The following is an 18,737-nucleotide window of genomic DNA, read 5'->3' as shown; positions in this document are numbered from 1 at the left end:
GTGTTTTTTTTTTTCCACCACGCCCGCGCCCCCGGGCGCGGGGCGCCGCGGGCGGGGCGCCCCCCCCCCGCCGGCCCGGCACGGGTCAGCGCAGGGCGGCGACGGCCGCACCAGTACGGACCGTCTCCACCGTGTCGATCTGGTCCCGGGCGCGGTCCAGCAGTTCCTTCAGCAGCGTCTCGTCCAGTTCTCTGGCCGGAGTGAGCGCCAGCAGTGTCTTCCACAGCAGGGACTTGCCCTCAATGCCCAGGCGCAGCATCTCCAGTTCGATGACGGTGCTCAGCCCGGAGCGCCGTGTCGCCCGCCCGTTGAGCTTGAGCAGGCGTCCCTTCTCGCCGAGCCACCCGGCGAACACCTTGTGGCGGCGGGCGGGGACGGCGAGCGCGTCCATCAGGTCGAGGAGGGTCTGCCGATCCTCCGCGATCTCGACCGCCAGTCGGTGCAGTTCACCGCCGTAGGGCGATGAGCGGTAGTGCTCGGCGAGACGATGTGCGATCAGTCGCCCGGCCGTGGCTCCGGCCAGGTGGTCGTTCAGATAGATCCCGAGAGCTTCCCGGCGCATGGCGACCTCCTCGATCCCTCAAAGCTCCGCGCGCCGGACGTCGACGGCGCCTTCCGGGGTGACCCGGCAGTCGAATCGCGGCTGGGGCGCCGTCGCAGGGCCCTGGACGTTCACGCCGTCGGAGAGCCGGAACCGGCTGCCGTGCCATGGGCATTCGATGCAGCCCTCCAGGACCTTGCCCTCATGGAGCGGTCCGTCCATGTGGCTGCACCGGTCGGCCAGGGCGTTCGGCACGCCGTCCTCGTCCCGCACGACGGCCAGTGCGACCTCGTCGACGGTCCGCCGTACGGGCTCGCCCACGGGAAAGTCGTCCAGCGTCCCGATCCGGTGCCAGCCGGGCTCGACCAGCACGGGGACGGCTTCCGCGTGGTTGACGCCGGCGGCCTGCCGATAGGCGAGGTGGCCGCCGAGCACACCCCCGGCCGTGGCGAGCGTCAGACCCCCGAAGCCGAGCAGGCGGCCGAGCACGTCGTACCCCTTCGTCCGCGCCGCCAGGGAGGCGGAGTAGGCGGTGACCGCGGCGAGATTCGCCGCGGCGTGCACCAGGCCCACGCGGGCCTGTCGGGGGCGCTGCTCGGCCCAGTCCACCCAGCCGGCCAGGGCGGCCGGTCCCGCGGAGACCAGGCCGACGCCTATGAGGAGGCGTGCGGCGCGGCTCTCGTCGGGGAAGAGGTCGAGGATCGCGGCCGAGCTCCATGAGCCGATGGGCAGTTGCACCAAGGCGGGGTGGAGTGGGTGGCCGAGCCAAAGACCTCGTAGCGCGTCCCTGCCCTTCCCCAGGGGGAGTGCGCGAACGACCTTGCGTATGGTCCCGGCCATGGCGTCGAGTCGTGCCTGGCCTTCGAGGGCGTCCATCGCGGCCGCGAGTGCGCCGCTGTGCGGTCCGTGTGTTCCGGTCGTCAATCCCATGAGTTTCATGAAGACCGGCCCTCCTTTGTTGCGTTGGCGGCCCACCCAGGGGCGGGCTTTCACAGCTCGCGCAGGGCGGGCAGCAGCGTCTTCTCCGCCCAGTCCAGGTACGGCAGTTGGGATGCTCCGCCGACCTGGACGAGGGCTATCTCGGTGAACCCCGCTTCCACGTAGGGGCGCACGGCCTCGGCGAACACCTCCGGGTCGTCCCCGCAGGGGATCGAGTCGGCCACGTCCTCCTCGCGTACGTACGCACTGGCGGAGGCGAAGGCCGCGGTCCCGGGGAGCTCGGCGTTCACCTTCCAACCACCGCCGAACCAGCGGAACTGCTCATGTGCCCGCCGTACGGCTTCGTCAGGATCCGGGTCGTGACAGACCGGCAGCTGCCCCACACGCGGCTTGCCCCTACCCCCGTACTCGTCGAAGGCGGTGACGAGGTTCGCGTCCGGCTCGACGGCGATCATCAGGTCGGCGAGGCGGCCCGCCAGCGCGCAGGACTGCCGCCCGGAGACCGCCACGCCAATGGGCGGCGGCCTGTCGGGCAGGTCCCAGAGCTTGGCGGACTCCACGTCGAAGTGCTCGCCACGGTGGTTGACGTAACCGCCGCCGAACAGCGCCCGGATGATCTCGATCGCCTCGGCGAGCATCTCGTGACGTATGTCGACGGATGGCCAACCGCCACCCACGACGTGCTCGTTGAGGTTCTCACCGGAGCCCAGCCCCAACCGGAAGCGGCCGCCGGACAGCAACTGCATCGTCGCCGCCTTCTGTGCCACGACCGCCGGGTGGTAGCGCCTCGTCGGGCAGGTCACGTACGTCATCAAGGGGATCTGTGAGGTGGCCTGCGCGGCCGCGCCCAGCACGCTCCAGGCGTACGGGGCGTGCCCCTGCTCGTCCAACCATGGAAAGTAGTGGTCGGACGTCACGGAGAAGTCGAAGCCGGCCTCCTCGGCCCGCACGACATGCGTCACCAGGTCCTGTGGACCGGCTTGCTCGGTCATCATCGTGTATCCGAATCGCACCATATGTCGCGACTACCCGACCGGCTCACAAGGAAACGACAACGGCGGTGAGCCGGCCTCACCCACGTTTCCTCCTGGTGCCCGCGGGGACTCGACGAGCATCCAGTTCCCGGAGGACGTCATGAACCGTCGCATAAGGGTGCCCGTCAACCGCCGGCCCACCGCTCCCCCCGAGAGGGACATCGACCGAAGGACGCCCTCGGGACGGATGCTGCCGTACTTATCGAGCCGATTTGCCCGCGAGGAATCCCATGAGCCCGTCGCACCCCATTCCCGGTCGTCCCGCCGCGCAACCGCCTCGGATCGAGGAGCCCACCGAGCCACGCGGTCCGCTGCCGCCCAAGCCCGATCAGCGGGGGCCCGAGACCTACAGCCCCACCGGGCAGCCCACCGGACTCGACGCGGCCTCGGTCGCCCAGGCCGGTGATCGGCACACCACCGCCCAAGGCCTACGGCTGCCGGACACCGACCACTCCCTCAAGGCAGGTCCGCGCGGTCCCGTACTCCTTCAGGACCACCACCTGCGGGAGAAGATCACCCACTTCGACCACGAACGCATCCCGGAACGGGTCGTGCATGCCCGTGGAGCCGCCGCGCACGGCGTCTTCCGGGGATACGGCACCGCGTCGAAGGTCTCCAAGGCCGCATTTCTCGCCGAGGAGGTGGAGACACCGGTCTTCGTCCGGTTCTCCACAGTGCTCGGCTCGCGGGGCTCGGCCGACACCGTCCGCGACACACGCGGTTCCGCGACCAAGTTCTACACCAGCGAGGGTGTCTTCGACCTGGTGGGCAACAACATCCCGGTGTTCTTCATCCAGGACGCGATCAAGTTCCCGGACGTCATCCATGCCGGAAAGCCACATCCCGACCGGGAGATCCCGCAGGCACAGAGCGCCCATGACACCTTCTGGGACTTCGTGTCGTTGCACACCGAGGCCGCCCACCACACGCTGTGGAACATGTCCGACCGCGGCATCCCGCGGTCCTTCCGCATGATGGAGGGGTTCGGCGTGCACACCTTCCGCCTGGTCGCCGAGGACGGCGCCACGACCCTGGTGAAGTTCCACTGGAAGCCGAAGCTCGGTGTGCACTCCCTGGTGTGGGAGGAGGCTCAGATCATCAGTGGCGCCGATCCCGACTTCCATCGCCGGGACCTCGCCGACGCGATCGAGGCGGGCGCCTTCCCCCAGTGGGAGCTGGGCATCCAGACCTTCCCCGACACTCCCGAACAGACCTTCCAGGGCATCGACCTGCTGGATCCCACGAAGATCGTGCCGGAGGAGATGGCCCAGGTGCAGCCGATCGGGCTGCTCACCCTCGACCGCAACCCGTCCAATTTCTTCGCCGAGACCGAGCAGGTCGCCTTCCACCCCGGACACCTGGTCCCCGGCATCGACATCACCGACGATCCGCTGCTCGCCGGCAGGCTCTTCTCGTATCTCGACACTCAGATCACCCGGCTGGGCGGCCCCAACTTCGCACAGATACCTGTCAATCGCCCGCACTCCCCTGTCAACGACATGCAGCGCGACGCCGTGCACCAGACGGCCGTCCACAGCGGCGTGGCTCCGTACCGGCCCAACTCACTCGACGGCGGATGCCCGTTCGCCGCGGGCCCCGAGGCGGCGGGCCATGTCGAGGTGCCCCTGGAGATGCCGGCCGCGCGGAAGGTGCGCGAGGCTCCGGCCTCGTTCGAGGACCACTTCAGCCAACCCCGCAGGTTCTGGCTGAGCCTCTCGCCGGTAGAACGCGAGCATGTCGTCGCCGCCTACACCTTCGAGCTCAGCAAGTGCTACGAGCAGGCGATCAAGGAACGTGTCCTGCGGACGCTCGCGCAGATCGACGCCCAGCTCTGCCAGGAGGTCGCGTCCGGTCTTGGCCTGCCCGCTCCCCAGCCGACCGAGCCGCTCGCCGACGTCGCGCCGAGCCCGGCCCTGGCGCAGGTGGGGAAGCAGTGGCCGTCCGTCGGCCGAGTCATCGGCATCATCGCCGACGACAAGAGCGACCTCGCCGCCGTCCAGGCCGTACGGCAGTCGGTGCTCGACCAGAGCATGGTGCCCCTGGTCATCGGTCCGTCCGGCGGTGTGCTGGGCGACGGCGGTACGGAGCCGGTCCCCGTGCAGCGGACCTTCGCCGCGGCCCGGTCCGTCGAATTCGACGCGCTGCTGCTGGCCGGTGCGCCCGCGCCCGCCGCGGACGCCCACGGCAGCCGGGACGCCAAGGCCGCCGGTGGCGGCGACGCGCCGGTGGACCCGCGGGTCCTGCTGCTCGTCGGGGAGGCGTACCGCCATGCCAAGGCCATCGGCGGCTGGAACGGTGCCCGGCAGGTGTACGAGGCCCTCGGCATCGCTTCCGACGCGCCGGGCGTGGTGAGCGGGGACGACGGCACGGCCGCCCTGAGCCTGGTGACCGACCTGCTGGCTCGGCACCGCGTGTGGGACCGTTTCCCGGCGCTCATGTGAAAGCCGACCGACCCGGGAAACCGGTTGAGGCACGGCGAAACGCGAAGGTCGAGCACACCGACGGTCAGGACTGGCACTGCGGACACCAGGCCGTGCGGCGTCCGGCGACACGGCTGGAGCACAGGAGGATGCCGCACCGGGGGCACACGGGCTCGCTGTCGTCTCTGCGCCCGGTGAGCCACGAGCGACGCGGAGGCACGCGCCCGGCACGCACGGCGGTGTCGAGCACTCGGCCCATGGCCGTATGAAGGTGACGCAGGTCCGCTTCGCTGAGGTCCCGAGCCGGAGTCCGAGGGTGGATCCGAGCCCGCCAGAGGATCTCGTCGCAGAGAAGATTTCCGAGACCGGCGATCACGGACTGGTCCATCAGGGCACTCTTGATGGCGCCGCGCCGCGCCGACAGCAGTTCCCTGAACTCCGTTCTCCGCACGCCCGCGGCGTCGGGGCCCAGCCCCTCCAGAAGCCGGTCGACAGCGTTCTTGTCGGCCAACTGCACGCCCTGCAACTTGCGTTGATCGCGATAGCGCAGGGTCCGGGTGTCGTCGAGGGTCAGCACGATGCGGTCATGCGCCGCGATCGGCTCGTCCAGAGCGCAGCATCGTAGTGACCCTGTCATCCCGAAATGACAGACGAGTGTGGGGCCGTCGACCGTTGGCACGAACAACCATTTACCGTGCCGCCACGCCTTCCCGAGACGCTTTCCCTTCAGCTGCCCGCGCAGCCGCTCCTCGGTCACTCCACCCCGCAGAACCCCGTTGTCCCGTACCTCGATGTCGGTGACACACCGACGGCCGCCGCAGCTCATCAGCGCCCGGCGGAATCCTTCGACATCCGGAAGTTCGGGCATGCAAGGACGGGTACCCGCACGGGGCGGGCCCGCACGCCGGCCCTGTCAGGAAGCACGCGCTTTTCGCCCGCCGCCGGAAGCCGGCGCGTCAGCACCGGGTCGATGGCGTCCAGGTCGACCAAGCCGTCGATCTCGATGGCTCGTGACCGTCCGGGCGCGATGTCGTCCAGTTCCTCCGGCTCGACGATGACGTACTCGCCTTCGCCCGTGTCGAAGCCTTTGACTATCTCGTCGAAGGGCACCTCTTCACCGGTGCGCTCGTTCACCCGCTTGTTGCGCACCCGGTCCGAAGTGCCACGTTGCAGCTGGTGAAAGTGGACCGCATGGGTTTCCGTCGCGGTGAAGAGCTGCACGGGAACGGTCACCAGCCCGAACGTCAGCACTCCACTCCACACAGCCCGCGCCATGGCGCTCACCTCCGCACACACCCATCGCACCCCGTCAGGGCGCTGATCGCATCCTGGACTTCTGGGTGATAGACGATCAAGGTGCTGGGCACTCGTCCCGTACGAGGCCACAGGCACCTCGGCGGAGCGTGACCGCGCGGGGACCAGGAGTTGATGATGAGCCACTCCCAGCGGACCGGAACCGAGCCGACGACCGCCCGGAGCGCCCTCGGGCTGCGTGCCGTACTGGCCGCCGCCGGGTTGGTGCTCTTCACGGCGGCGACGGTGTCGTTCAGCTTGTGGGCGGCTTCCTCATCACCCCACGGGAGCCCTGACACCGGCGAGCTCGAGGTGCTGGCCGGGATCTGCGGCGTGCTGACCCTGATCTCGGCGGTGAACCTCGCGGCCGTACTGAGAAGACGGGCGAAGGAACGCCCGTAGCGGGAGGACGTCTCCACGATCCGGGGTACCCGCAGGCCTATTGAGCGGGCGGATCTCAGTGCGAGGACTGGAGACCGATCATGAGCAAGCCTGTCGGCAAGGGCGGGGCCCCTCCCAGCAGCCGGATGCCCGGCCGACGGCTGGGCCGGGCCTACGCGACAGGAGTGACAAAAATGATGGGCGGATCGCGTCGATGACAATCGCACCTGCACGACGCACGGTCACCGTGGACACGGCGGGACTGGCCGCCGCTCTGCACGACGAGACCGATGCCGAGGGCCGCTTCGATGCGGGCACCAGGGGCGCCTACTCCACGGATGGCTCCAACTACCGGCAGGTGCCGATCGGCGTCGTGGTTCCGCGCAACGTCGAGGCCGGTGCCCACGCGATGGAGGTGTGTGCACGGTTCGGGGCTCCGGTGCTGTCGCGGGGCGGAGGCACGAGCCTGGCCGGGCAGAGCACGAACACGGCCGTGGTGGTCGACTGGAGCAAGTACTGCGACGCCCTCGTCTCCGTCTCCCCCGAGACCCGCACATGTGTGGTGGAGCCGGGCATCGTCCTGGACGAACTCAACCGGCGGCTGTCCGACCACCGCCTGCAGTTCGGGCCGAAACCCTCTACCCACAGCCACTGCGCCCTGGGCGGCATGATCGGCAACAACTCGTGCGGAGGGTCCGCGCAGGCGTACGGCAAGACGGTGGACAACGTGCGCCGGCTGGAGGTCCTGACCTACGACGGACTGCGCATGTGGGTGGGTCCGACGTCGCGGGCCGAGCGTGCCGAGATCGCCGCCGAGGGCGGGCGCCGGGCCGAGATCTACGACGGTCTGGACCGCATCGTCGGCGAGTATCTGGCGGACATCCGCCGCGGGTTCCCCAAGATCCCGCGCAGGGTGTCCGGCTACAACCTCGACTCCCTGCTGCCGGAGAACCACCTCGACCTCGCCAAGGCCCTGGTCGGCAGCGAAGGCACCCTGGTGACCGTGCTGCGTGCGGAACTCGACCTCGTGCCGGTGCCGGCCTGGCAGTCGCTGCTGGTCCTCGGGTACGACGACATCTGCCACGCCGCCGACGACGTGCCCCGACTGTTGGAGCACTGCTCTCCGGGCCAGTTGGAGGCCCTGGACGGGCGGATGGCCCAGCTGATGCGCGAGGAGCACGCCTACCTCGACTCGCTCAACACCCTCCCTGAAGGCGACAGTTGGCTGCTTCTGCAGTTCGACGGCGACAACCAGGAGGAGGCGGACGAGCAGGCGCACGCGCTGCTGAAGGCGATCGGCCGCGGCGAGAAGGACGCTTCGGTCGCCTTCTCCGACGATCCCGAGCGGGAGCACAGGATGCTCAGGGCCCGCGAGGCCGGGCTGGGGGTGACCGCCCGTCCACCGGACGACCGGGAGACCTGGGAGGGCTGGGAGGACTCCGCCGTCCCACCCGACCGTCTGGGCGACTATCTGCGCGACCTGAAGCGGCTGTTCGAGGAGTTCGACTACAACCACCCTTCGCTGTACGGCCACTTCGGGCAGGGTTGTGTGCACACGCGCATCCCGTTCGGGATGAGGACGGCGCAGGGGGTCGCGGACTTCCGCCGCTTCCTGGAGCGGGCCGCGGACCTCGTCGCCTCCTACGGCGGCTCACTGTCGGGTGAGCACGGCGACGGCCAGGCCCGAGGCGAGTTGCTGACCCGTATGTTCGGCGACCGGCTCGTGTCCGCCTTCGTCGAACTGAAGGCACTGTTCGACCCGGGCGACCGGATGAATCCCGGCAAGGTCGTCGACCCGCATCCGGTCGACGGGCAACTGCGGCTCGGCCCCACCTGGCGGCCGACCGCACCCGACACGTACTTCGGCTACCCCGAGGACGACCACTCCTTCAACCGCGCGGTGCTGCGCTGTGTCGGAATCGGCAACTGCCGCACCCACCGGGGCGGCGTGATGTGCCCCTCCTACCGGGCCACGAAGGAGGAAGAGCACTCCACGCGCGGACGCGCCCGGCTGCTGTTCGAGATGCTCGACGGCCACCCCGATTCGGCGATCGTCGACGGCTGGCGGTCGACCGGGGTGCGCGACGCGCTCGACCTGTGTCTGGCGTGCAAGGGGTGCAAGTCGGACTGCCCGACGGGGGTGGACATGGCCACGTACAAGGCCGAGTTCCTCGCCCACCACTACGCCGGACGGCTGCGTCCCGCGGCCCACTACTCGATGGGCTGGCTGCCGATATGGGCGCGGCTGTCGCGTCCGGCGCCGAGGCTGGTCAACAGCCTGCTGCACGCACCGGGCCTCGCGCGGGCGGGCAAGCGGTTGGCCGGCGTGGACGCCGCCCGGTCGGCGCCCGTGTTCGCCGAGGAGTCCTTCCTCCAGTGGTGGCGCGCTCGCGGGAGCGCACAGCCGGACCCCATGGATCCCACCGCGGTGGTGCTCTGGCCGGACACCTTCAGCACCTTCTTCCACCCATCGGTGGCGATCTCGGCCGTACGGGTTCTGGAGGATGCCGGCTTCCGGGTCGCCGTACCCGACGCACCTGTCTGCTGCGGCCTGACGTGGATCTCCACCGGCCAACTGGCCGTCGCCCAGCGGGTCCTGCGCCACACGCTCGGCGTACTGCGCCCCTACCTGGACGCCGGCACGCCCGTGGTCGGCCTGGAACCCTCCTGCACCGCGGTCTTCCGCGCCGACGCACCCGAACTGCTGCCGCAGGACGAGGATGCGCGGCGGCTGGCCGGCCAGGTGCGCACCTTCGCAGAGCAGCTCGTCCAGCACGCCCCCAGGTACTGGCGACCGCCCCATCTGGCGCGGCAGGCGACGGTACAGACCCACTGCCACCAGCACGCGATCATGAAATTCGACGCCGACCGGGAACTCATGCGCCGCGCTCACCTGGACGCCGACGTCCTCGACGAGGGCTGCTGCGGCCTGGCCGGCAACTTCGGCTTCGAACGCGGCCACCACGAGGTGTCCATGACCGTGGCCGAACAAGGCGTCCTGCCCGCCGTCCGCAAGGCCGCCCCCGACAGCCTGCTGCTGGCCGACGGCTTCAGCTGCCGCACCCAGATCGAGCACGGCGACACCGGACGGCGAGCCCTGCACCTCGCCGAGGCCCTGGCCCTCGGGCTCGACGGCCCACTGCCGAGCGAACATCCCGAGCGCCTGGCCGGGCGGCCCGACGTCCCGTCCCGCACGGCTCGCTGGGCGGCCACGGCGGGCGCCGCCGCCCTCACGGCCACCACGGGTCTCGGCGTCGTACGTCGCCTGCGCAGTTCCTGACCCGGAGCGGACCGCCGGCCAAACCCGGAAAGGATCCCAGTCATGTCGACGAAGGTCTCCGACTACGTCCTCCAGCGGCTGCGCGCATGGGAGGTCGAGCACGTCTTCGCCTACCCGGGCGACGGCATCAACGGACTGCTCGCCGCCTGGGGCCGTGCGGAGAACAACCCACGGTTCATCCAGTCGCGCCACGAGGAGATGTCCGCCTTCGAAGCGGTCGGCTACGCCAAGTTCTCCGGCCGCGTGGGCGTATGTGCCGCCACCTCCGGCCCCGGCGCCATCCATCTCCTCAACGGGCTCTACGACGCCAAGCTCGACCACGTGCCCGTGGTCGCCATCGTGGGCCAGACCAACCGCAGCGCCATGGGCGGCTCCTATCAACAGGAGGTCGACCTGGTCAGCCTGTACAAGGACGTCGCCTCCGACTTCTGCGAGATGGTCACCGTCCCCGAGCAGCTGCCCAACGTGCTCGACCGGGCTCTGCGCACCGCCGTGGCAAGGCGTTCGGTCACCGCCGTGATCATCCCCGCCGATGTCCAGCAACTGGACTACTCCCCGCCCGAGCACGCCTTCAAGATGGTGCCTTCCAGCCTCGGCATGCCGCACTACGCGCCGGTGCCGGACGAGGACGACCTCGCCCGCGCCGCCAAGGTGCTCAACGCCGGGGACAAGGTCGCCCTGCTCATCGGTCAGGGCGCGCGGGGAGCCCGGCCGGAGGTCATGGAAACTGCCGACCGGCTCGGTGCCGGCGTGGCCAAGGCCCTGCTGGGCAAGGACGCGCTCGACGACGACCTGCCCTACGTCACCGGTGCCATCGGCCTGCTGGGGACCCGGCCGTCGTACGAGATGATGCGCGACTGCGACACCCTCCTCGTGATCGGCTCGTCCTTCCCCTACACCCAGTTCCTGCCGAAATTCGGCAAGGCCCGGGCCGTGCAGATCGACATCGACCCGCACATGGTCGGCCTGCGCTACCCCTTCGAGGTCAATCTCGTCGGCGATGCCGCCCGGACGCTGCGCCGGCTGCTGCCGCTGCTGCGACAGGCCACCGACCCCAGCTGGCGCGAGACGATCGAGGACAACGTCACCCACTGGTGGGACGTCATGCACCGACGCGCTACCGTCGAGGCCGACCCGATCAATCCGGAGTACGTCACCCACGCGCTCAGCGGCCTGCTGCCCGAGAACGTGATCCTCAGCTCGGATTCCGGGTCGGCCGCCAACTGGTACGCGCGCCATCTCAAGCTGCGCGGCGCGATGCGCGGCTCGCTGTCGGGCACGCTCGCCACCATGGGACCGGGCGTCCCGTATGCCATCGGCGCCAAGTTCGCCCACGGCGACCGGCCGGTCATCGCTCTCGTGGGCGATGGGGCGATGCAGATGAACGGCATGGCCGAGCTGATCACCGTTGCCAAGTACTGGCGGGATTGGGACGATCCGCGGCTGGTGGTCGCCGTCTTCAACAACCGGGATCTCAACCAGGTCACCTGGGAGATGCGCGCCATGGAGGGAGCACCGCAGTTCCTGCCCTCGCAGTCGCTCCCCGATGTCGCCTACGCCGACTTCGCTCGCTCGCTCGGCCTGCACGGTCTGCGGATCGAGAAGCCGGGCGAGGTGGAGGGCGCCTGGAAGGCGGCGCTCGACGGCGACCGGCCCTGCGTGCTCGACTTCCTCACGGACCCGGCGGTGCCACCGATCCCGCCGCACGCCACCCTCGACCAGATCGAGGCCGCCACGGCCAGTGTCCTCAGGGGCGACAGCGACCGCGTCGCCATGGTCCGGCAGGGGTTCAAGGCCAAGGTCCAGGAATTCCTGCCCGGCCACCGTCACCGCGTGGAGCATCGGTGACCACCGAGGGGCTGGTGGCACGTGTGGACAGCGCCGAACGGGTGGCACGCCTGGACTCCGCCGTCTACACGGTGCCGACCGACACGCCCGAAGCGGACGGCACCCTCGCCTGGGACAGCACCACGCTCGTCCTGGCCACCGTCCACTGCGCCGACGTCACCGGGCTCGGCTACACCTACGCCCCCGCGGCAACGGCGTATGTCATCGGTGACCTCCTCGCCGACGTGGTCACCGGCGCCTCCGTCTTCGACGTGCCGCGCCTGAACGAGGCCATGCAGCGCGCCGTACGCAACGCCGGCCTGCCCGGCGTCTGCGCACAGGCCGTCTCCGCCGTCGACATCGCTCTGTGGGACGCCAAGGCCCGCTTGCTCGGCCTCCCTCTCGTCCGCCTCCTCGGCGCGGCACGCGACGACGTGCCCGTCTACGGCAGCGGCGGCTTCACCACGTACGACGACCAACAACAGGACAGACAACTACGCGACTGGGTCGAGAAGGAGGGCATTCCCCGCGTCAAGATCAAGATCGGGGACTCCTGGGGGCAGCGCGAATCCCGGGACCGGCGGCGCGTGGCGCAGGCTCGTGCCAGCATCGGCGAGGCCGCCGAACTGTACGTGGACGCCAACGGCGGCTACAGCGCCAAGCAAGCCGTCCGAGTGGCCGCCGCCCTCGCCGACCAGGGCGTGACATGGTTCGAGGAGCCCGTCTCCTCCGACCACCTGCGCACGCTCGCCGCGATCCGCGGCCGGATCGGTGTCGACGTCACCGCCGGGGAGTACGGCTACACCCTGCCCTACTTCCAGCACATGCTGGCCGCCGGTGCCGTCGACTGTCTCCAGGCCGACGTCACCCGCTGCGGCGGCGTCACCGTATGGCTGCGCGTCGCAACGCTCGCCCAGGCACACGGCCTGGACATCTCCGGGCACTGCGCCCCGCACGCACACGCCCACGCCGCCGCTGCCGTCCCCAACCTGCGGCACCTGGAGTGGTTCCACGACCACATCCGCATAGAGCGCCTGCTCTTCGACGGCACCCTTGATCCCAGCGGCGGCGACATCACCCCTGGCACTGACGGACCAACGGGTCTGGGACTGAGTCTCAACACCGAGCGCGCGGAGCCTTTCCGGCACGTGCGCTGAGCCCGAAGGAAGGACCATGCCCCAAAACATCGTCGTCACCGGCGCCAGCGCCGGGATCGGTCGCGCCACGGCCCGGCTCTTCGCCCGGCGCGGTGCCAACATCACCCTCGTCGCCCGGGGCCGGGAAGGGCTGGACGCGGCGGCGGACGAGGTGGAGGAGCTCGGCGGTCGGCCCCTCGTCCAAGTGGCCGACACCGCCGACCCGCAGCAGCTCGAGGACCTCGCCGACATGGCCGAGCAGACCTTCGGTCCCATCGATGTGTGGGTCAACTGCGCGTTCACCAGCGTGTTCGCGCCCTTCGACGAGATCCCACCCGAGGAGTACAAGCGCGTGACCGAAGTGACCTACCTCGGCTTCGTCAACGGCACCCGCACCGCTCTCCGCCGCATGCTGCCTCGTGATCACGGCACCATCGTGCAGGTGGGTTCCGCACTCGGCGAGCGCGCCATCCCGCTGCAATCGGCGTACTGCGGAGCCAAGCACGCCGTCAACGGCTTCACCTCCTCCCTACGGGTCGAACTGCTCCACCGACACAGTGGCGTCCACATCACCATCGCCCAGATGCCGGCCGTCAACACACCGCAGTTCTCCTGGGTACGATCCCGCCTGCCCAGGCATCCGCAGCCGGTCCCGCCGATCTACCAGCCCGAGGTCGCAGCCCGCGGCGTCCTGCACGCCGCCGACCACCCGAAGCGCAAGCAGTACTACATCGGAGCCCCGACCCTGGCGACCATCTGGGCCAACCGCCTCGCCCCCGCCCTGCTGGACCGCTACCTGGCCCGCACCGGATTCGACGCGCAACAGACCGACAGCCCAGCCCCTCAGGGCCCCGACAACCTGTTCTCACCGGCCGACGCACCATCAGGCAGGGACTACGGAGCGCACGGCGAGTTCGACGACGCGTCCCACACCCACTCCTGGCAGGCCGCCCTGGCCCGCCATCCGACGATGACGGCCGCTGCGGTGGGAGCCGGCCTGGTGGCCGCGGCAGCCGGCGCACGTCGAGGGATCTCCGGGGGTGCACGCGGCGGCTCGTAGGCACATGGTGGTCCCTGGTCGCCACCCGATGGCGCGCTACAGAACATGGCGCCTCATCAGCTACTTGATGTCGACCCGTCCGAGCGGGTCGGGGCTTGCCGTCAGTGCTTCCCGCGCTGCCTGCCAGGCCGGATCCCCCGGGTAAAGCTCGGCGCGGAGGTAGGCCCAGGTGAGCCGGGCGACGGTGGCGACTCGTTCGGGGTGCTCGTCCGTGGTCTCGGCGACGTCGTATCCGGAGACCCCGCCGAGCCCGTGCTCCGCGTCGAACAGGGTGAGGAGGGACTTGGGGCCCGGGGAGAGGACGTACGGGTCGGCATGCCACTCGGGGCCCAGAACCGTCAGGTGGGCGGAGTCGTCCTTGTCGCCGACGACGACGAGTGCGGGCGTCTTCATCTCGGAGAAGTCCGTACTCGAGAAGAAGGGCCAGTTCTCGGCGACGAACCCGGTGAGGGCATCGCCGCCTCGGCCGGGCGCGGCGAGCAGGACACCGGCCTTGATCCGGGGTTCGGCGAGGTTCACTTCCGTTCCGTCGTCCGGGTCGGTGAGCCGGGCGCCGAGCAGCAGGCTCGCGGTGTGCCCGCCCATCGAGTGCCCGGCCACGGCGACCTTGCTGTGACTGAGGCGCCCCTGGAGCTGAGGTACGACAGCCTCGATCACGTCGAGCCGATCGAGGATGCGCCTCATGTCTTCGGCGCGTGATCGCCAGTACAGAGGCGCGCCGGGGGTGTCGGGGTCGAGGACCTGACTCAGCGTTTTGGAGCTCAGGTGGGTGGGCTGGATGACGACGAACCCGTGCGCCGCCCAGAAGTTGACGAGGGGGGCGTAGCCGTTCAGCGAGGAGAGGTTGTTCGAGTAGCCCTGGCCGTGTGAGAGGAGGATGACCGGCAGGTCGCTGCCGGTCACGGGTACGGAGACGCGCACTTCCAGGTCCACGGCTCGGCCGGGGGCCGGCAGCACCACCGGACTGACCGAGAGGACGGGAGCGGGCGAGCTGAGGATGTCGGCTGTGTGGGGCGATGCACTCATGATGCGGAATTCCCTTCAAGGGCCTCTGATGCCGGTTTCCTGCGGCCGGCGGCCGGTGGCCGGCGGTCAGTGGCCGGCGAGGCGGTCAGTAGCGTCCGGCTTCCGTCATCGCGAAAGCGGATCACTGTTCCATTTAATATACGGAGCGGTGTTCCGCTTTGTCAACGACCGTCGGCCGGCGGCTGGTTCGGCGCCTCGCCCAGCGATGGATCGAATACTGGATTGCAGGCGGAGCCGTCGACCGGATAGAAGTGATCCCTGATTCCTCGGCACCAAGACCGAGGGGCCATGTGAGCGAGAGGAGGGGTAAGCCGATGATCCCCACGACCACCGCGCTTGTCTTCTCCCGGGGTACGGACCGCGTCTGACCCCCGGAACGGACGAGCGCCCTTCACCGGAGCATGCCTCGACCGTGGATCTGAACAACCTGACGATGCGCCCGATCGCCGGGCGTGAGGAACTCAGCCTCTTCTGCCGACTGCCCTACGTCCTCAACGATGAGTTGTCGGACGACCTCGTACAGGGCCACCGACGTCCGGAATGGATGTGGGTGGCGCTGGCAGGGGACCGACTGCTGGCCAGAGCGGCCTGGTGGAGCCGACCAGGCGACAGGGTCCCTCTCCACCTGGACATCCTGGATGTCGACGACAGCCTCCCGGCGCCCGGCCAAGTGGACGTCGGCGTACGGCTCTTGCGCACCGCGATGTCCGCCACCCTCCCGAGCGGATCGCCTCCACCCGAGTACGGCCGCTTCATCCCGCCCGACTGGCGTGACGAGGCGGCCACCAGACGCATCGTCGAAGACCGCATGACGATCCTGGAGCGCACCGGCGCCCGACTGTTCGTGGAGCGGCTTCGCCTGGAGTGGCGGCCGGGGACACCGCTGCCCGAGCCGAGCGGGCGTCTGACCTTCTGCCCGCCCCGCGACCACGCCGAACTGCCGGCCCTCATGACCCAGGTCCTGGATGGCACGCTGGACGCCCACAGTCGCCACGACCTGACCCGGATGTCCGCCGACGCCGCGGCGACCAAGCACTACGAGGACGAACTCGCCCGCTACACCAGCCCCAGGGACTGGTGGCGCGTCGCGGTGTTGCCCAACGCGGAGCCAGTGGGCTTCGTCATCCCGGCCCACAACGGCTACAACGCGATCATCGCCTACCTTGCCGTGCTCCCCCGGCATCGCGGTCACCGGTACATCGACGACATCCTCAACGAAGGCACCCGCATCCTCGCCCAGCAGGACGTCCCGCGCATTCGCGCGTCCACGGACGTGGGCAACGTCCCCATGGCGAACGCGTTCCAACGCGCCGGATACGTCAACTTCGGCCGCGAGATCAACATGACCTGGAGCTGAACGCGACGGCGAGACGGCCGTGCACGCGCGCCCCAACCGGACTACGGCAGGTCCGCGCTCGGCACCCGGCGCCAGTCCCACTGCGGGTGACGTTCCAGAAGGTCTAGGAACTCGCCGGCCGGAAGAACGTCATGGTGATTGGTGTCGAGAAGTCCGGTGACCTCCGTCAGGACTTGCCGTAGGAAGGCTCGGGCCGCGTCCATGGACTCGCATGAAACGTAGGCGCCGTACGGCTCCCCGATCCGCGCCGTGATCTCTTCCAGGTCCTCAGGCTCGAAGTCCGAAAGGATCCCGCCCGACAGGTCGAACCAGTACGAGTACCCCTGCCAGTGCAGACGTTCGCCCCCCGTCGTCGGATCCGGCACGAGACCAAGGGCACGGATTCGCGTCGACAGCGACAGGCGTTGCTCCACCGGAGCAAGAATGATCACAGACGGCCAGGACACGGACTCACCTCCGCGGCGAATGTAGTGGGCGCTTCCGGTCAGAGCCATCCGGTTTCGCGCGCGGTGGTGACGACCGTGGGTATGCCGTGGAGCGCACGATCCGTCAACTCGGGTGCGCTCCAAGCGCCATGCGAGGCGGAACGTATCCCCTCAGTTCACGTGACATCTACGGTTGGTACATTCACTTGATCATTCGTGGGCCTTGAACCGCGGCTCGCCGGGCCATGTCCGGCAGAGCCTGCCGACGCCCACGAGTCTCAGTGACATGTCGACAAGGACGCGAACATTGGCCCGTACCCGCCGTTTACACCGTCTCGCAGGAACCGCCGCACTCACCGTGCTCATCAGTTCCGCGCTGCCCGCAGTCCCGGCTCTGGCCGAGTCGCCGACGCCGCACCTCGACAGTGTCGAGCGTGCTCTGCGGGAAGTCTCGCCAGGTCTGGAGGGGCAGGTCTGGGAACGGACGGACGGCAACACCCTGGACACCGGCGGCGGTGATCCCTCCGACTGGCTGCTGCCGACCCCCGGCTGCTGGGGTGACGCGGCCTGCACCCAGCGCCTGGGCACTCAGAAGCTGCTCACCAAGATGGAGGAAAACATCTCGTCGGCCACCGGGACCGTCGACATATCGACGCTGGCACCCTTCCCCGACGGCGCGTTTCAGAGTGCGATCGTCGCCGGCCTCAAGGAGGCGGCCGCCGCCGGCCACCACCTCAAGGTACGCGTCCTCGTGGGCGCCGCACCGATCTACCACCTGAACGTGGTGCCGTCGAAATACCGCGACGAACTGCGCGCCGCACTCGGTGAGTACGCCGACGACGTGACGCTGAACGTCGCGTCGATGACGACGTCGAAGACCGGCTTCTCCTGGAACCACTCCAAGCTGCTCGTGGTGGACGGCCGGTCGGTGATCACCGGCGGCATCAACAACTGGAAGAACGACTACATCGACACCACCCACCCGGTGTCGGATGTCGACCTGGCCCTGTCGGGGCCCTCCGCGGGCTCCGCCACCCGGTACCTGGACCAGCTGTGGTCCTGGACGTGCGACAACCGGAACAACGCGACCAAGGTCTGGCTCGCGAAGTCCCAGAGCGCTGACTGCATGTCGTCGTTGGAGAAGGACAACGACGCCGCCACCGACCCGTCCGGCGCGAGCGGCGACGTTCCCGTGCTGGCCGTGGGCGGGCTCGGGGTCGGCATCAAGGACGTCGACCCGTCGTCGCCCTTCCACCCGACCCTGCCGACCGCGTCCGACACCAAGTGCGTGGTCGGCGTGCACGACTACACCAACGCCGACCGCGACTACGACACGGTGAACCCCGAAGAGAGCGCCCTGCGCGCACTCGTCGGCAGCGCGAAGGACCACGTCGAGATCTCGCAGCAGGACATGAACGCCACCTGTCCGCCGCTACCGCGCTACGACATCCGCTTGTACGACACCCTCGCGGCGAAGATCGCCGACGGTGTGAAGGTCCGCATCGTGGTCAGCGACCCCGCCAACCGCGGTGCCATCGGTAGCGGCGGCTACTCCCAGATCAAGTCACTGAACGAAATCAGTGACGTGCTCCGCAAGCGCCTCGCACTCGTCACCGGCAGCCTGCCGCAGGCCCAGGCAGCCATGTGCGCCAACCTGCAACTCGCCACCACCCGTTCCTCCGACAGCGCCACTTGGTCGGACGGAAAGCCCTACGCACAGCACCACAAACTCGTATCCGTGGACGGATCGGCCTTCTACCTGGGCTCGAAGAACCTCTACCCGTCCTGGCTGCAGGACTTCGGCTACATCGTGGAAAGCCCCACGGCCGCCCGACAGCTCACGACGAAACTGCTCGATCCGCAGTGGACGTACTCGCGGGCAACAGCCACCTACGACTACGCACGCGGCATCTGCCCGAAGTGACAGAGGGCAATAGGGCCCCGCGCTGTCCTTCGACGCGGGGCCCTACCGTCCCCCTCCCCCGTCCAGCCTGGCCATGCCCAAATTCGAGTACGCA

The 18,737-nt window shown here is 69.3% G+C and carries 15 protein-coding genes; 8 read left to right on the top strand and 7 right to left on the bottom strand.

The genetic code is table 11. The features are described 5' to 3' along the window. Window positions 1-85 precede the first annotated feature (85 nt). From ACWGKT_RS06380 to ACWGKT_RS06370, 3 genes are read right to left on the bottom strand one after another with little or no spacing between them, the layout of a single operon-like run. Entirely contained in the window at window positions 86-562 is a 477-nt protein-coding gene (locus tag ACWGKT_RS06380; RefSeq protein ID WP_453272708.1) for a hypothetical protein, read from the bottom strand. 18 nt (window positions 563-580) lie between these two features. Further along, complete coding sequence (locus tag ACWGKT_RS06375; RefSeq protein WP_453272725.1) at window positions 581-1,471, bottom strand: Rieske 2Fe-2S domain-containing protein; 891 nt, start codon at window positions 1,469-1,471, stop codon at window positions 581-583. A 59-nt stretch (window positions 1,472-1,530) separates the two neighbouring features. Continuing rightward, window positions 1,531-2,496 (bottom strand): LLM class F420-dependent oxidoreductase, encoded by a 966-nt coding sequence (locus tag ACWGKT_RS06370; RefSeq protein WP_453272707.1) that lies wholly within the window; start codon window positions 2,494-2,496, stop codon window positions 1,531-1,533. 248 nt (window positions 2,497-2,744) lie between these two features. On the opposite strand from ACWGKT_RS06370, the gene ACWGKT_RS06365 reads away from it, so the two are divergent. Next, the gene (locus tag ACWGKT_RS06365; RefSeq protein ID WP_453272706.1) at window positions 2,745-4,955 is read left to right on the top strand and encodes a catalase; all 2,211 of its coding nucleotides are present in this window, start codon (window positions 2,745-2,747) and stop codon (window positions 4,953-4,955) included. Between the two features lie 64 nt (window positions 4,956-5,019). Here ACWGKT_RS06365 and ACWGKT_RS06360 read toward each other — a convergent pair whose 3' ends face one another. Continuing rightward, window positions 5,020-5,802 (bottom strand): Fpg/Nei family DNA glycosylase, encoded by a 783-nt coding sequence (locus ACWGKT_RS06360; protein ID WP_453272705.1) that lies wholly within the window; start codon window positions 5,800-5,802, stop codon window positions 5,020-5,022. Next, window positions 5,760-6,209: a Ku protein gene (locus ACWGKT_RS06355; RefSeq protein WP_453272704.1), complete on the bottom strand. Its 450-nt coding sequence runs from the start codon at window positions 6,207-6,209 to the stop codon at window positions 5,760-5,762. Before ACWGKT_RS06355 ends, ACWGKT_RS06360 begins: the two co-directional genes overlap by 43 nt. A 156-nt stretch (window positions 6,210-6,365) precedes the next feature. Here ACWGKT_RS06355 and ACWGKT_RS06350 point away from each other — a divergent pair, with 156 nt between their 5' ends. The 5 genes from ACWGKT_RS06350 (at window position 6,366) to ACWGKT_RS06330 (ending at window position 13,911) form a co-directional block, all read left to right on the top strand. Beyond that, window positions 6,366-6,629 carry a DUF6343 family protein gene (locus ACWGKT_RS06350; RefSeq protein WP_453272703.1) on the top strand — a complete coding sequence of 88 codons (264 nt, stop codon included), beginning with the start codon at window positions 6,366-6,368 and terminating at the stop codon, window positions 6,627-6,629. A gap of 193 nt (window positions 6,630-6,822) precedes the next feature. Then, window positions 6,823-9,888: an FAD-binding and (Fe-S)-binding domain-containing protein gene (locus tag ACWGKT_RS06345; protein ID WP_453272702.1), complete on the top strand. Its 3,066-nt coding sequence runs from the start codon at window positions 6,823-6,825 to the stop codon at window positions 9,886-9,888. Between the two features lie 42 nt (window positions 9,889-9,930). Continuing rightward, on the top strand, window positions 9,931-11,736 hold the full coding sequence (locus ACWGKT_RS06340) for a thiamine pyrophosphate-requiring protein (RefSeq protein ID WP_453272701.1): 1,806 nt from the start codon (window positions 9,931-9,933) through the stop codon (window positions 11,734-11,736). Further along, window positions 11,733-12,872: an enolase C-terminal domain-like protein gene (locus ACWGKT_RS06335; protein WP_453272700.1), complete on the top strand. Its 1,140-nt coding sequence runs from the start codon at window positions 11,733-11,735 to the stop codon at window positions 12,870-12,872. The genes ACWGKT_RS06340 and ACWGKT_RS06335 overlap by 4 nt, the downstream gene beginning before the upstream one ends. 16 nt (window positions 12,873-12,888) lie before the next feature. Beyond that, complete coding sequence (locus tag ACWGKT_RS06330; RefSeq protein ID WP_453272699.1) at window positions 12,889-13,911, top strand: SDR family oxidoreductase; 1,023 nt, start codon at window positions 12,889-12,891, stop codon at window positions 13,909-13,911. A gap of 60 nt (window positions 13,912-13,971) precedes the next feature. Here ACWGKT_RS06330 and ACWGKT_RS06325 read toward each other — a convergent pair whose 3' ends face one another. Then, window positions 13,972-14,937: an alpha/beta hydrolase family protein gene (locus ACWGKT_RS06325; protein WP_453272698.1), complete on the bottom strand. Its 966-nt coding sequence runs from the start codon at window positions 14,935-14,937 to the stop codon at window positions 13,972-13,974. A 433-nt stretch (window positions 14,938-15,370) separates the two neighbouring features. On the opposite strand from ACWGKT_RS06325, the gene ACWGKT_RS06320 reads away from it, so the two are divergent. Further along, the gene (locus tag ACWGKT_RS06320; protein WP_453272724.1) at window positions 15,371-16,294 is read left to right on the top strand and encodes a GNAT family N-acetyltransferase; all 924 of its coding nucleotides are present in this window, start codon (window positions 15,371-15,373) and stop codon (window positions 16,292-16,294) included. A 41-nt stretch (window positions 16,295-16,335) separates the two neighbouring features. Here the strand turns inward: ACWGKT_RS06320 and ACWGKT_RS06315 are convergent, their stop codons facing one another. After that, the gene (locus tag ACWGKT_RS06315; protein WP_453272697.1) at window positions 16,336-16,659 is read right to left on the bottom strand and encodes a hypothetical protein; all 324 of its coding nucleotides are present in this window, start codon (window positions 16,657-16,659) and stop codon (window positions 16,336-16,338) included. 418 nt (window positions 16,660-17,077) lie between these two features. Between ACWGKT_RS06315 and ACWGKT_RS06310 the strand changes: the two genes are divergently transcribed. Continuing rightward, entirely contained in the window at window positions 17,078-18,643 is a 1,566-nt protein-coding gene (locus tag ACWGKT_RS06310) for a phospholipase D-like domain-containing protein (protein WP_453272696.1), read from the top strand. The last annotated feature ends 94 nt before the right edge of the window (window positions 18,644-18,737 follow it).

The organism is Streptomyces sp. NPDC054794 (assembly GCF_053611585.1).
This window is presented reverse-complemented; position numbering and strand designations above follow the sequence as displayed.

Coding starts and splice junctions, on each gene's coding strand:
- ACWGKT_RS06325 (WP_453272698.1), bottom strand. CDS start 14,937: ATGAGTGCATCGCCCCACACAGCCGACATCCTCAGCTCGCCCGCTCCC.
- ACWGKT_RS06320 (WP_453272724.1), top strand. CDS start 15,371: ATGCGCCCGATCGCCGGGCGTGAGGAACTCAGCCTCTTCTGCCGACTG.
- ACWGKT_RS06355 (WP_453272704.1), bottom strand. CDS start 6,209: ATGGCGCGGGCTGTGTGGAGTGGAGTGCTGACGTTCGGGCTGGTGACC.
- ACWGKT_RS06340 (WP_453272701.1), top strand. CDS start 9,931: ATGTCGACGAAGGTCTCCGACTACGTCCTCCAGCGGCTGCGCGCATGG.
- ACWGKT_RS06370 (WP_453272707.1), bottom strand. CDS start 2,496: ATGGTGCGATTCGGATACACGATGATGACCGAGCAAGCCGGTCCACAG.
- ACWGKT_RS06345 (WP_453272702.1), top strand. CDS start 6,823: ATGACAATCGCACCTGCACGACGCACGGTCACCGTGGACACGGCGGGA.
- ACWGKT_RS06330 (WP_453272699.1), top strand. CDS start 12,889: ATGCCCCAAAACATCGTCGTCACCGGCGCCAGCGCCGGGATCGGTCGC.
- ACWGKT_RS06365 (WP_453272706.1), top strand. CDS start 2,745: ATGAGCCCGTCGCACCCCATTCCCGGTCGTCCCGCCGCGCAACCGCCT.
- ACWGKT_RS06360 (WP_453272705.1), bottom strand. CDS start 5,802: ATGCCCGAACTTCCGGATGTCGAAGGATTCCGCCGGGCGCTGATGAGC.
- ACWGKT_RS06350 (WP_453272703.1), top strand. CDS start 6,366: ATGAGCCACTCCCAGCGGACCGGAACCGAGCCGACGACCGCCCGGAGC.
- ACWGKT_RS06375 (WP_453272725.1), bottom strand. CDS start 1,471: ATGGGATTGACGACCGGAACACACGGACCGCACAGCGGCGCACTCGCG.
- ACWGKT_RS06380 (WP_453272708.1), bottom strand. CDS start 562: ATGCGCCGGGAAGCTCTCGGGATCTATCTGAACGACCACCTGGCCGGA.